Annotated in this window: 14 protein-coding genes; 7 read left to right on the top strand and 7 right to left on the bottom strand. The window is 73.1% G+C overall.

The features are described from left to right. The coding region (locus tag ACFWGZ_RS32755) for an aldehyde dehydrogenase family protein (protein ID WP_382455455.1) at positions 1-567 on the bottom strand (567 nt) is incomplete at its 3' end. A 127-nt stretch (positions 568-694) separates the two neighbouring features. Between ACFWGZ_RS32755 and ACFWGZ_RS32750 the strand changes: the two genes are divergently transcribed. Genes ACFWGZ_RS32750 through ACFWGZ_RS32730 form a run of 5 tightly spaced genes read left to right on the top strand, consistent with a single transcriptional unit; the run spans position 695 to position 4,797 of the window. Beyond that, positions 695-1,819, top strand: coding sequence for a transcriptional regulator (locus tag ACFWGZ_RS32750; protein WP_382455454.1), 1,125 nt, complete (start codon positions 695-697; stop codon positions 1,817-1,819). A 23-nt stretch (positions 1,820-1,842) separates the two neighbouring features. Next, the gene (locus tag ACFWGZ_RS32745; protein WP_382455453.1) at positions 1,843-2,592 is read left to right on the top strand and encodes a hypothetical protein; all 750 of its coding nucleotides are present in this window, start codon (positions 1,843-1,845) and stop codon (positions 2,590-2,592) included. A 28-nt stretch (positions 2,593-2,620) separates the two neighbouring features. Further along, positions 2,621-3,484 carry a PfkB family carbohydrate kinase gene (locus tag ACFWGZ_RS32740; protein ID WP_382455452.1) on the top strand — a complete coding sequence of 288 codons (864 nt, stop codon included), beginning with the start codon at positions 2,621-2,623 and terminating at the stop codon, positions 3,482-3,484. A gap of 45 nt (positions 3,485-3,529) precedes the next feature. Beyond that, positions 3,530-4,273, top strand: a complete 744-nt coding sequence (locus ACFWGZ_RS32735) for a DUF4397 domain-containing protein (RefSeq protein ID WP_382455451.1) — start codon at positions 3,530-3,532, stop codon at positions 4,271-4,273. Further along, complete coding sequence (locus ACFWGZ_RS32730; protein ID WP_382455450.1) at positions 4,273-4,797, top strand: class F sortase; 525 nt, start codon at positions 4,273-4,275, stop codon at positions 4,795-4,797. Before ACFWGZ_RS32735 ends, ACFWGZ_RS32730 begins: the two co-directional genes overlap by 1 nt. Here ACFWGZ_RS32730 and ACFWGZ_RS32725 read toward each other — a convergent pair. The 5 genes from ACFWGZ_RS32725 to ACFWGZ_RS32705 all read right to left on the bottom strand — a co-directional run bounded on the left by ACFWGZ_RS32725 (position 4,769) and on the right by ACFWGZ_RS32705 (position 10,096). Then, on the bottom strand, positions 4,769-5,389 hold the full coding sequence (locus tag ACFWGZ_RS32725; protein ID WP_382455449.1) for an ABC transporter ATP-binding protein: 621 nt from the start codon (positions 5,387-5,389) through the stop codon (positions 4,769-4,771). The genes ACFWGZ_RS32730 and ACFWGZ_RS32725 overlap by 29 nt on opposite strands. Further along, entirely contained in the window at positions 5,383-6,285 is a 903-nt protein-coding gene (locus ACFWGZ_RS32720; RefSeq protein WP_382455448.1) for an ABC transporter ATP-binding protein, read from the bottom strand. The genes ACFWGZ_RS32725 and ACFWGZ_RS32720 overlap by 7 nt, the downstream gene beginning before the upstream one ends. After that, on the bottom strand, positions 6,279-7,163 hold the full coding sequence (locus ACFWGZ_RS32715; RefSeq protein ID WP_382455447.1) for an ABC transporter permease: 885 nt from the start codon (positions 7,161-7,163) through the stop codon (positions 6,279-6,281). The genes ACFWGZ_RS32720 and ACFWGZ_RS32715 overlap by 7 nt, the downstream gene beginning before the upstream one ends. Next, positions 7,156-8,166, bottom strand: coding sequence for an ABC transporter permease (locus ACFWGZ_RS32710; protein WP_382455446.1), 1,011 nt, complete (start codon positions 8,164-8,166; stop codon positions 7,156-7,158). Before ACFWGZ_RS32710 ends, ACFWGZ_RS32715 begins: the two co-directional genes overlap by 8 nt. A 364-nt stretch (positions 8,167-8,530) precedes the next feature. Beyond that, the gene (locus ACFWGZ_RS32705) at positions 8,531-10,096 is read right to left on the bottom strand and encodes an ABC transporter substrate-binding protein (protein WP_382455445.1); all 1,566 of its coding nucleotides are present in this window, start codon (positions 10,094-10,096) and stop codon (positions 8,531-8,533) included. A gap of 113 nt (positions 10,097-10,209) precedes the next feature. Here ACFWGZ_RS32705 and ACFWGZ_RS32700 point away from each other — a divergent pair, with 113 nt between their 5' ends. Then, positions 10,210-10,392: a zinc transporter Slc39a7 gene (locus tag ACFWGZ_RS32700; RefSeq protein ID WP_382455444.1), complete on the top strand. Its 183-nt coding sequence runs from the start codon at positions 10,210-10,212 to the stop codon at positions 10,390-10,392. Between the two features lie 74 nt (positions 10,393-10,466). Here ACFWGZ_RS32700 and ACFWGZ_RS32695 read toward each other — a convergent pair whose 3' ends face one another. Next, a complete protein-coding gene (locus ACFWGZ_RS32695; RefSeq protein ID WP_382455443.1) occupies positions 10,467-12,170 on the bottom strand; it encodes a dihydroxy-acid dehydratase in 1,704 nt (567 codons plus the stop codon). Between the two features lie 187 nt (positions 12,171-12,357). Here ACFWGZ_RS32695 and ACFWGZ_RS32690 point away from each other — a divergent pair, with 187 nt between their 5' ends. Continuing rightward, a complete protein-coding gene (locus tag ACFWGZ_RS32690; protein WP_382455442.1) occupies positions 12,358-12,681 on the top strand; it encodes a DUF6292 family protein in 324 nt (107 codons plus the stop codon). Positions 12,682-12,719: the final 38 nt, after the last annotated feature.

The following is a 12,719-nucleotide window of genomic DNA, read 5'->3' as shown; positions in this document are numbered from 1 at the left end:
CTTGAGCACCACGGCGTTGCCCGCCGCGAGCGCCGGGGCGAGCTTCCAGACCGCCATCAGGATCGGGAAGTTCCACGGGATGATCTGCCCGACGACACCGAGCGGCTCGTGGAAGTGGTAGGCGACCAGGTCCTCGTCGATCTGCGAGATGCCGCCCTCCTGGGCGCGGATGGCGCCCGCGAAGTAGCGGAAGTGGTCGACCGCGAGCGGCAGGTCGGCGGCCAGCGTCTCGCGGATCGGCTTGCCGTTCTCCCACGTCTCGGCGACGGCCAGCTTCTCGAGGTTCGCCTCCATCCGGTCGGCGATCCGGTTGAGCACGTTCGCGCGTTCGGCGACGGAGGTCCTGCCCCACGCGCGGGCGGCGCCGTGGGCCGCGTCCAGCGCGCGTTCGACGTCCTCGGCGGTGCCGCGGGCGACCTCGGTGAAGTCCTCGCCGGTGACCGGGGTGGGGTTGGCGAAGTACCCGCCCTTCGCGGGCGGGACGTACTCGCCGCCGATGAAGTGGTCGTACCGGTCCCGGTACGTCACCACGCTGTCCGGTTGTCCTGGAGCGGCGTACTTCGTCATCGTCGGGCCTCCCGCGTCGTTGCGACCAGGCGGCGAACGTAGAACCGCGAACGTTTCACCCGCGTTGCATCCGTTCGGAGCAGTCCGGTGCTTGCCGCCGCGGCGGTGCGGCCTGCATCCTGGACCGATGGACCCAGTCGAGCTGGGTGCCGCGCGTCCGGAGATCTTCGAGTCGTGGCGGCGCTCCCTGGCCGCGCGCGTCGACCCGGACCGCCACGAGGCGCCGGTCGTCTACGCGCCGGACGAGGTCGCCGACCTGCGCGGCACGCACCCGCTGGCGGCGACGGTGCCGCTGCTGCGGCACACGCTGTCCCTGGACGACACGATCATGATCGTCACCGACACCCGCGGGCACATCCTCTGGTGCGAGGGCGACAACCAGGTGCGCCACCGGGCCGAGCGCGTCCACCTGACCGAGGGCTCCCGCTGGAGCGAGGACGCCATCGGCACGAACGCGATGGGCACGGCGCTGGTGACCGGCCGGCCCGTCACCGTCCACTCCCGCGAGCACCTGGTGCGCACCTGCCACGGCTGGACGTGCGCGGCGAGCCCGATCACCGACCCCCACACGGGCGTGGTGCTCGGGGTCGTCGACGTCAGCGGGCCGCTCAAGACCGTGCACCCGGCCGTCCCGCAGCTCGTCGCGGCCGCCGCCCAGCTCGCCCAGCACCACCTCCGGCAGTTCGCGCCGCGGCGGCACGTGCTCGCGCTGAACTTCCTCGGCGGGCTGCGGGCCGACCTCGACGGCCGGCCGCTCGCGCTGACGCTGCGCAACGCCGAGGTGCTGACGGCGCTCGCCCTGCACCCCAAGGGGCTCACGGCCGAACAGCTCGCGCTGCTGCTCTACGGAGAGCGCGGCAACCCGACCACGGTCCGCGCGGAGCTGCACCGGTTGCGCGCGCACCTCGGCGCGGTGCTGCTGACGAGGCCGTACCGGCTCGACGCCGTGGTGCGCGGCGATTTCCTGGACGTGCGCACCGCACTGCGCACCGGCGACGCGGCCGGGGCGACCCGCCACTACGGCGGCGAGCTGCTCGCCCGGTCGGACGCGCCGGTGGTCCGCGAGGAACGCGCCGACCTCGCGGCGGCCGTGCGCAAGGGCGTGCTGGAGCGGGGCGACCTCGACGCGCTGCTCGCGTTCGCGGACAGCGGCGAGGACGCCGAGGTGCTCGAGCGGCTGTGCCGGTCGCTCCCCGTCACCGACCCCCGTCACGCTCTTGTCTCCTCGCGTCTGCGCCGGGCACTGGAATAGGCTTTCCCACCGGGGAGGGCGATGTGAAGCAGTGCATCAACTGCATGACCCGGTTGCCGCGCAAGGAGGTCACCGAGGTCGCGTGGTGCGGTCTGTGCGAGGCGTGCCTGGCGGTCGTGGCGGACCAGATGAAGGTGCTGCACGACCGGCCGGGCGGCGCGGACGTCCAGATCCTGCAGTGCGGCTGGTGCGGGGTCGCCCGGTCGTGCGGCGCCGGCAAGCGGACGCGGTGCCTGGTGTGCCTGGACGACCGGTCCGTGCCGGACCCGGCGGTGCAGCGGATCGCGCACCGGCTGGAGCTCGACGGCACCTGGCGGGAGAGCTCCGAGCTCATCGCCGCGACGACCGTGAAGGTGCGCCTGGCCAAGTACTCCCAGCCGGGCTGGACGGTCCTCGCCACCGACGTGCACGGCCTGCCGTGGACCGGGTTCCGGTGGCTGACGAAATCGCACGGCACGTGGGGCCGCAACGACGAGACCGGGGAGGTGCAGCGGCTCAAGCGCTCACGCGGCGAGGAGACGCTGCTGTACCTCGTGCGGTACGGCAAGGTGCTGAAGTTCGGGCGGGGCAACGCGGACCGCGTCGCCGGGCACGTGGCCCAGGGCGCGGTGCCCGTGCTGGTGCTGTCCGCGCCGGGCGAGCAGGTCGCCGTCGCGCGCGACCGCCTCAAGCGCTTGCACCGCACGGAGATGGTCTCGCAGCGGACACCGGTCGACCTCTTCGAGGTGCTGCCGGACGGGGTCGACGTCACCGACCGGTATCCGCGGAGTTGATCGGCCCCCGATTGGGTAGCCCAGCGGTGTGGACGAGATCGTCGTGGTGGGGCAGGTGGCGCGGGACCTGGTCCTCGTCGTCGACGAGGTGCCGGGGCCCGGTGGCACGACGCCCGTGCGGGAGCGCCGGGAACTGCTCGGCGGCAAGGGCGCGAACATCGCCGTCGGCCTCGCCCAGCTCGGCGCGCCCGTCGCGCTCGTCGGCGTGGTCGGGGACGACGACACCGGCGCGCGGCTGATCGCGCGGGCCGCCGCCGACGGGATCGCGACCGGAGCCGTGGTGCGCAGGCCGGGCACCGAGACCGGGTTGATCCTGGACCTCGTGGCGGACGGCCGGCGGTACCTGGAGCACCTGCCGGAGGCTGTGCTGCTGCGCGAGGACGACCTGCCGCTGGACCTCATCGCGGGCGCCGCCGCCGTGGTGGTGCAGCTGCAGCAACCGCCGGAGGTCGCGCTCCGGGCCGCACGGGCGGCACGGGGGCGGGTGGTCCTCGACGGCTTCCCCGAGCGGCTGCGCGACGACCTGCTCGCGTGCGCCGACGTGGTCCGCGCGGACCACCGGGAGGCCGAGCTGCTGACCGGCCGGACGATCGAGACGGCCGGCGACGCGGTCGCGGCGGCACGCGAGCTGCTGGCGCTCGGACCGGACCTGGTGGCGTTCGCCGTCGACGACGTGGGCAACGTGGTCGCCTGGGACTCGGACGAGCTGGTGCTGCCCCTCGGCGACGTCGAGGTGGCCGACACGACCGGGGGCGGTGACTCGTTCGTCGCGGCGCTGACGTTCGCCCTCGTGCGCGGAGAGTCGCCGGGGGAGGCCGCGCGCCGGGCCGTGGAGGCTTCCGGGGACACCGTCGCGCACCTCGGCGGGCGCCCGACGCTCACCGCACCGTGATCAGGCGAGTTATCGTTGTCCAGGTCTGACGAGAGGAGGGTCCGCGTGCGAGTGCTCGCCGTCGTGCTGTTGCTGCTGCTCTCGGCCACGCCCGCCCATGCCGCCTCCGGCACGTACGTGCGGCTCGGCCACTTCTCCGCGGACCAGTCCCGAGTCGACGCCTCCCTCGACGGGGTGAGCGTCGGCACGCTCGACCACGCCGACCTGGGCGAGTACCGGCGCATCGAGCCGGGGGAGCACAGCGTCGAGCTCCGCGCGGCGGGCTCGGACGCGTCCAGCCCCGTGCTGCGGTCGGTGCTGGTCATCGCGAGCGCCGGGAAGGCGTACACGGTCATCGACATCGCGTCCACGATGAAGGTGCTCGAGGACGACGTCAGCCTGCCGCCGGGCGGTCAGGCGCGGCTGCGGGTGATCAACGGCGGCGACGCGGAGCTGGACCTGGTGCGCGGCGGCACCGCCGTGCACCGCGCCGTGCAGGCGAACTCGACCACCGGGTACGTGAGCCTGCCGCCTGGCACGGACGCGCTGGAGGTGCTGCAGCGCGGCAAGGAGCCGACGCGGCTCGACGCGGGCACCGAGGCCGGTGCCGTCTACTCGCTGCTGGTCAGCTCCAAGCGGATCGAGCTGCGGACCGACGCCAAGGCCGCCGAGGTCGTGCCCGGCGGCGGGCAGGAGACCGGGTTCGGCGGCATGGCGGGCGGCTGGGACTGGCTCACCGCGCTGGTCATCGCGCTCGTCGTGGGCGTCGCGATGTACTCGGTGCGCGGCAGGCTCTTCCGGTTCGGCTGATGGCCAAGGGCAGGCTCCTGATGGGCACCGCGGTGCTCGTCACGCTGATCTACCTGGTCAAGGGGCCCGGCGCCGACGAGGTGCCGGAGCCGGTCACCGTGCGCATCCCGTCGATCGGCGTCGAGACCTCGCTCGAGGCGCTGGGGGTCGACTCCGCCGGGGCGCTGGAGCCGCCTGCCCGAGCCGACAAGGCCGGTTGGTACGCCGGGGGCGTCGCGCCGGGGGACGCCGGACCGGCGGTGATCGCGGGGCACGTCGACTCGAAGACCGGGCCCGGCGTGTTCTTCCGGCTGCCCGAGCTGAAGCCCGGTGCCGAGGTGCTGGTCGAACGCCAGGACGGCACCACGCTCACGTTCGTCGTGAGCAGCAGCTACTCGACGGAGAAGACCGCGTTCCCCACGGCCGTCGTGTACGCGCCGACGCCGTTGTCGGAGCTGCGGCTGGTGACCTGCGGGGGCGACTTCGACCGGGTCGCGGGCAGCTACCGGGACAACGTCATCGTGGAAGCGGTGCTGAAAGCGTGACAGTCTCGTCGGCCCACCGGCCGAGCAGCGTGGCGTCGTGCGAGATGGCGAGCACGCCCGCGCCGGTGCGCTCCTGGTAGGCGCGGATCACGCCGACCAGCGCCGCGGTCGTGGAGGCGTCGAGCATCGTCGTCATCTCGTCGCAGATCAGGTAGCGCGGCTCCAGCGCGAGCGCGCGGGCGAGGCAGGCGCGCTGCAACTGGCCGTCGCTCACCTCGTGCGGGCGGCGGCCGAGCAGGTCGCCGGTGAGCATGACGAGGTCCGCGAGCTCGTCCACGCGGTCCCCGCCCGGCTCGGCGATGGCCTGCCGCAGGGTGAACCGCGGGTCGACCGACAGCCGCGGCTGCTGGAACAGCACGCCGATCTTGGTGCGCTGGGCCGCCTTGAACCGGTAGCCGGTCACGGTCTCGCCGTCGATCTCCACCGTGCCCGCGAAGGGCTTGTGCAGCAACGCGAGCACGCGCGCCACAGTGGACTTGCCCGAACCGCTGGGCCCGGCGAGCCCGACGGTCCGTCCCGGCCGGACGGTGAGGCTGACGCCGGTCACCACCGGCTCGCGATAGCCGGCGGTGATGCCGGTCCCGGTCAGCACGGGCGGTGGCACGCGACGGCGTGCGGGTCGTCGGTCAGCACGGGGCGGTCCTCGCAGATCGCGGTGGCCTGGTCGCAGCGCGGGGCGAACGCGCAGCCGTCCGGCAGGTTCGTGAGCAGGGGCGGCTGGCCGGGGATCGGCACGAAGTCCCGTTCCGGCAGGGCGTTGGCGAGGCCGCGGGCATAGGGGTGCCGGGCGTTGCCGAGCACCTCGTGCGCCGGGCCGATCTCGACGATCCGGCCCGCGTACATGACCGCGATCCGGTCGGCGATCTTGTGCGCGGCGGCGAGGTCGTGGGTGATCAGCAGGACGGCGTGCCCGTCGTCCACGAGCCGGCGGAACTCGGCGAGCAGCCCGTCGACCAGGTCGCGGTCGAGGCCGGTCGTCGGTTCGTCGGCGATGAGCAGCCACGGGTCGCCGACCAGCGCCAGCGCGTTCGCGACGCGCTGGGCCATGCCGCCGGACAGCTCGTGCGGGTAGCGGTCGAGGTGCTCGGGCAGCAGGCCCGCGCGCTGCGCCGCCCTGGCCGCGTCGCCGCCGAGGACCCGCGCCGCCTCCTCGAGCTGCGAGCGCGCGGTGCGCACGGGCGTGAGGTGGCTGGCCGGGCTCTGCGGGACGAGGCCGATCTGCCGGCCGCGGATCGTGGTCGCGAGCTCGTGGTCGGTGGCCGCGAGCAGCTCGACGTCGCCGAGCCGGGCGCTGCCGCTGGTCTCGGCGTTGCCGGGCAGGAACCCGAGCAGGGCGCTCGCCAGCACCGTCTTGCCGCAGCCGCTCTCGCCGACCAGGGCGACGCACTCGCCCGGCCGGATCCGCAGCGACACGTCGTTGACCGCCTCGACGGTCGCGCCCTTGAGCGCGAACCGCACCGACACCCGGTCGATCTCCAGGTTCACCACGTGAGCTCCGTGCGCCGCTTGGGGTTGAGCCGGTCCCGCCACACGCCGCTGACGCCGGACACCGCGAGCGTCGTGACGATGAGCAGCAGGCCGGGCGCGAGCGACACCCACCAGCCGCCGATCAGCAGCGACCGCTGGGCGTCGTTGATCATGTTGCCGATGCTGGCCGCGTGCGGCGGCAGGCCCAGGCCGAGGAACGACAGCGCCGTCTCGTGCCACACCGCGTGCGGCACCATCAGCGTCGTCGCGAGCAGGACCTGCGGGGCGACGTTCGGCAGCAGGTGGCGGGTCATCACCTGCAGCCGCGAGGCACCGCCGACGATCGCCGCGTCGATGAACGGCCGGGTCTTGAGCGACAGCACCTCCGAGCGCACGATCCGCGCGGCGGTGAGCCAGTGGGTGAGCGCGATCGAGACGATCACGGCGGTGAGGCTGGGCCGCAGCACCGCGACGATCACGATGCCCAGCAGCAGGTGTGGGACGGACGCGATCGCGTCGACCAGCCGCATGAGCAGCCGGTCGAACCAGCCGCCGACCGACCCGGCGAGCGCGCCGACCGCCGTGCCGACGACCGCGGAGATCACGGCCGCGACCACGCCGACCGTGAGGGAGACCCTCAGCGCGTAGACGCAGCGCAGCAGCACGTCACGGCCCAATTCGTCGGTGCCGAAGAGATGCGCGGCGCTCGGTGGCTGGTTGGCGATCGCGAGGTCGACGTACTGCTCGTTGAGGTCGACGACCAGCGGCACGACCAGGACCGTGAGCGCGACGAGCGCGAGGACGGCCGCGGACGGCAGGAGCCGCCACCGCGGCGACCGGGGAGGGCTGGCCGCGGTGAGGCGGCTGCGCGGCGCGGGACGCCAGGTCAGGTCAGCCATCGAGCGCCACCCTCGGGTCGGCCAGTGCGTACAGGACGTCGGCCAGCAGGTTGCCGAACAGCACCACGCCGGTCGCCATCACGGTCAGCGCGCCGAGCAGCGCGAAGTCGACGTTCAGCGCCGCCTCGACCGTCGCCCGCGCGATGCCCGGCCACGAGAACACGGTCTCCACCAGCAACGCCCCGGTGATCAGCTCGGGCAGGCGCGCGCCGAGCAGCGTGAGGAACGGCAGCAGCGAGGTCCGCAGCGCGTGCCCGGACACGACCCGGCGGTCGGACAGCCCGCGGGCGCGGGCGCCGATCACGTGGTCCTGCGTGAACGACTCCAGCAGGTTCTGCCGCACGAACAGCACGAACCAGGGCGCCTGCGAGATCGCCAGCACCGCCACCGGCAGCACCATGTGCACGGCCACGCCGCCGACCGAGACCGGGTCGGAGCCGGTCGTCACGCCGCCGCCCGGCAGCCACCGCAGCTGCAGCGCGAACACGTACAGCACGGCCAGCCCGACCCAGAACACCGGCGCGGCCTCCAGGGCGTAGCAGCCGCCGGTGACGACCCGGTCGAGCCACGAGCCCTGCCGCCACGCGGCGACCGTGCCGAGGAGCAGGCCCAGCAGCAGGGCGAGGGTGAAGCCGACCGACACGAGCAGCACCGTCCACCCGAGACGGTCGCCGATCACCGCCGACACGGGTTGCTGCAACGACAGCGAGTCGCCGAGGTCGCCCGTGACGGCGTGCGTCAGCCAGGCCCAGTACTGCGCGACGACCGGTTCGTCGACGCCCCAGTTGGCGCGCAGCTGGGCCACGCGCTCGGGGGAGGCGCCGATGATCCGCACGCCGAAGTAGCGCTCGACGGGGTCGAAGGGGGAGGCCTTGGCCAGCACGAAGAGCGCGAAGCTGACCACGAGCAGGACCGGGACCGCGAAGGCGAGCCGCCGCAGGGCGAGCCGGCCGATCGCCTTGCCCCGCGTCACGGCGCGGCCGTCCCGGCCTCGGGGGTGCACGGGTGTGGTGCACCCGCTGCCGGGACCGGGACGGTGGCGCGCGGCGGGTGAGCCGAGACGGGTTTCGCGGTCAGGCGCGGTGTGTGGCGGTGTGCGGCGCCTGCCGGTGTGCCTGGGACCGGTGCCGGGGCTTGGGGGATGGGCCGTGGTGTGTGGTCACGTGCACCTCGTGCCGCTGCGCCCGGGACGTGGGAGGCGGGTCGCGGTGTGTGGCGGTGTGCACCCGTCGCAAAGGCGGTGCCGGCGGAGCCCGACGGGTTGCCCGGGACCGGCGTGGACCCGGTGCGGTGTCGCGAGCCACCGAGCGTCCTCCTCGTACCCGGCGCCCCGGACCAGCCGGCCACGCGGCGTGTTCCGGCGATGATCACGACTTCGGGGTCCAGCGCTCGAGGTTCCACCACACCGCGTGCACCAGGCCGTGGTCGTGCGGTTCGACCTGGGTCTCCTGTCCGTTCCACTTGTCCCGCATCACGTAGGTGTGGTCGAGGAACACCAGGAAAGCCCAGCCGGGGTCAGCCGCGTAAGCCTTCTGGAAGTCCGCGTAGGCCTGCTTGCGGGCCGCCGGGTCGAGGCTGCGGCGCGCGGTGTCGAGGGCGGAGTCCACAGTGGAGTTGCGGTACAGCGTCATGTTCACGTAGCCGTCCTGGCCCGCGTACCTGCTGTGCAGCAACGTGTACGCGGCCGTGTCCGGGTCGTACGGGTCGCCGCCGCCCCAGACCGCGGCGGCTTCCTTGCGGCGCTGCAGCATGATGTCGAACGTCGTGGCCTCGACCGGCGCGTCGATGCCGAGCTTCGCGATGTCGGAGGCCGCGGCCAGCGCCAGTTCCTTGCGCAGCACGTCCGGCGCGGGGTAGAGCACCGGAAGCCGGGCCGGCTGGCCGTCCTTCGCGCGCTTGCCGTCGGCGCCCTTGCGCCAGCCCGCCTCGTCGAGGAGCTTCTCCGCCCCGGCGACGTCGTAGGTGAACGCGGAGCCGCTGTCGTACCAGTTCTTCAGGTACGGCGAGATCGGCGTGGACGCGGGCTTGCCGGAGCCGGCCAGCACGGCGTCGATCATGGCCTGCCGGTTGATGCCGAGGTTGATCGCGCGCCGCACCTGCGGGCTGGAGGTGAACGGCAGCTCCGACGGGATGCCGAGACCCCGGTAGTCGGCCGAGGGGTTCTGCACGATCTTGTAGCCGGACTTCTCGCGGTAGGTCTGGGCGAGCTTGGGCGGGAGCACGGTGCCGTCGAACTCGCCGGCGGCCATGCGGGTCGCGCGGGCGTTGTCGTCGGGCACGAACACGACCGTCACCGACTTGATCGCGGGCGCGCCGCCCCAGTACTTCTCGTTGGCCTTCAACACCATCCGGTCGCCCTTGCGCCACTCGGCGACGGTGTACGGGCCGGTGCCGACGGGTGCGGTGTTGAACGGCGCGCTGTTGATGTCGACGCCGGTGAGCTTCGCCTCGGGCACGATGCCGAGCGCGAGCTGCTGCGCGAACGGGGCGTAGGGGTAGGAGAGCGTGAACTCGACGGTCTGCTCGTCGGTGGCCACGACGTCGGCCACCGCGTCGAACCGCGAGGCGATCGTGGAGTTCACCTTCTTGTCCAGCACGGACTTGTAGGTGAACACGACGTCCTTCGCCGTCAGCGGGGTGCCGTCGGAGAACGTGATGTCCTTGCGCAGCTTGGCGGTCCACTTCAGGCCGTCCGCCGAGGCGGTCGGCAGCTCGGTGGCCAGCGCGGGCTTGAGCGCCAGCGACGCGTCCCGCGAGACGAGGCCGTCGAAGATCTTCGCGGCGCCGTCGGGCGCGTACCCGAGCACCGGGTTGAGGTTCTCCGGTTCACTGCCCGCGCCGATCACGACGGAGGTCGCCGAGCCGGTCGTCTCACCGTCGGGTGACGAGCACCCCGCCAGCAGAACGATGGCCAGCAAGAGGGCGCGCCGCATCCAGTTCCTCCCCGGAAGTCCTTGTTGCCTCGTGCAGCTAACAACAAGCAACTTGCAACAAGCAAGAGGTTGCACCTTTGCGCCCTGTTCGGAGGCGTGCCAGGCTTCGAGGCATGACCAACGGAGTGCACTCCCACGAGCACAGCCACGGCGACGAGTCCCACACGCACCCGCACGGCGAGCACGAGCACGATCACGTTGAGCACGAGCACACGCACTCGCACGGCGGTGAGGAGCATTCGCACACCCACGTGCACGACTCCGACCACGTGGAACAGCACGAGCACTCGCACTGAGGCAGTCCTCGGCACCGGCGGCCGCGTCGGCCTCCTCCCTCTGGGGGACAGGAGGACGCGCGGTCGCCGGCCCGTCAGTGCGACTCGCGGGTGACCTCACTGCCGCTCGACCCGGTCAGGAAGTCCAGGTCGGCTCCGGTGTCGGCGCCGAGCACGTGGTCGATGTAGAGCCGTTCCCAGCCGCGCCGCGGTGCCGCGAACGCCGCCGCCATCTCCGGGCTGGGCGTGCGGCCGGCGAAGTCCGGCGCCTCCACGTCGATCCGCCGGTTCTCCACGTCCAGCACGATCACGTCACCCGTGCGGACCAGTCCGAGCGGCCCACCCGCCGCCGCTTCCGGCGCCACGTGCAGGACCACCGTGCCGTACGCGGTGCCGCTCATGCGCCCGTCGCAGATGCGGACCATGTCGCGCACGCCCTGCTCCAGCAGCTTCTTCGGCAGCGGCATGTTCGACACCTCGGGCATGCCGGGGTACCCGCGCGGGCCGCAGCCGCGGAGCACCAGCACGGAGTCGGCGTCCACGTCGAGGTCCGGGTCGTCGACGCGGGCGTGGAAGTCCTCGATGCTGTCGAACACCACGGCCCTGCCCCGGTGCTGCAACAGGTGCGGGGACGCGGCCGCCGGCTTGATCAGCGCACCGGACGGCGCGAGGTTGCCGCGCAGCACCGCGATCCCGCCCTCGGCGATGATCGGCAGGGTGCGGCTCCTGATCACCTCCGGGTCCCAGATCGGGGCGTCGCCGAGGTGGTCGACGAGCGGGAGGCCGGTGACGGACAACGCCGTGGGGTCGAGCAGGTCGCGGACCTCGCGCAGCACGGCGAGCAGCCCGCCCGCGCGGTGGAAGTCCTCCATCAGGAACCGGCCCGCGGGCTGCAGGTCGACGAGCAGCGGCACACCGGAGCCGATGCGGTCGAAGTCGTCGAGGGTCAGGTCGACGCCGAGGCGGCCGGCGATGGCGAGCAGGTGCACGACGGCGTTGGTCGACCCGCCGATCGCGGCCAGCGCGACGATCGCGTTGTGGAAGCTGGCCTTCGTCAGGAACGTGCTGGGGCGCCGGTCCCGCGCGACGAGGTCGACGACCAGCCGCCCGGTGCCGTGCGAGGCCTCCAGCAGCCTGCTGTCCGGCGCGGGCGTCCCCGCCACACCGGGCACGACCGTGCCGAGCGCCTCCGCGACCAGCGCCATCGTCGACGCCGTGCCCATCGTGTTGCAGTGGCCGCGGCTGCGGATCATCGCCGACTCGGAGAGCAGGAACTGCTCGCGCGACAACGTCCCGGCGCGCACCTCCTCCGACAGCCGCCAGACGTCCGTGCCGCAGCCCAGCGGCACCCCGCGGAACGTGCCGGTCAGCATGGGCCCGCCGGGCACCACGACCGCGGGGACGTCGACGGACGCCGCCGCCATCAGCAGCGCGGGGATCGTCTTGTCGCACCCGCCGAGCAGCACCACGCCGTCCACCGGGTTGGCGCGCAGCATCTCCTCGGTGGCCATCGCGGCCATGTTGCGCCACAGCATCGCGGTGGGCCGCACGTTCGTCTCGCCCAGCGACACCACCGGCAGGTTCAGCGGGGTGCCGCCCGCCTCGCGCACGCCGTTGGCGACCGAGGCGGCGACCTCGTTCAGGTGCGCGTTGCACGGTGTGAGGTCGCTCGCGGAGTTGGCGATGGCGATCTGCGGTTTGGCGAACCCGTCGGCCGGGCCGCCGCGGCGCATCCAGGCGCGGTGGATGTAGGCGTTGCGGTCGTCACCGGCGTACCACTGCTCGCTGCGCAGTCCCACTGGGCGCCTCCTCGCGGTCGATCTCGACCATAACGGCTCGAGGCCGCGAAACCCCCTGGTGCGGGCACTTCCGGCGACGCGCTGTCGCCGCCGGAGGTTTCCGTTCCCTCCTCCGGGGTAACCGCGCTCTGCGTCAAGCAGTCGGCGCTGCTACCCCGGTGGGCGGAAGGCGGTCGACGTGATGGCGTTGGAGCTCGATTACGCGCTGAGGGTCACGCGCGAGCTGGGACTGAGCGGCGAGTCGTCCTGCGTGGACCGCGAGAAGCCGCTGCGGGTCTACATCGCGGTCGACGGCGAGCTCGCCGACCACCCCGGACTGGACGTCGCTCTGCTGTGGACGTCGGGCCACGGCTGGGCGATCGCCGTGGAGTCGCCCGGCGGCGCCGAGCTGACCGTGGTCTCGCACCTCGGGGGAGCGGTGGAGCCGCCGCCGCGGACCGTGGCCCGGTGGGTGCGGCGGCAGCTCGTGGAGAGGACCTCGCCGGTCGCCTCGACCGGCCACGTGGCCTGAGAAACGCCTCCGGCCCCCACCCGTGATCACGGGTGGGG

Source organism: Lentzea sp. NPDC060358 (assembly GCF_042725365.1).
Classification (GTDB): Bacteria; Actinomycetota; Actinomycetes; order Mycobacteriales; family Pseudonocardiaceae; genus Lentzea.
The sequence above is the reverse complement of the archived record's forward strand: the minus strand, read 5'-3'. Positions and strand labels throughout refer to the sequence as shown.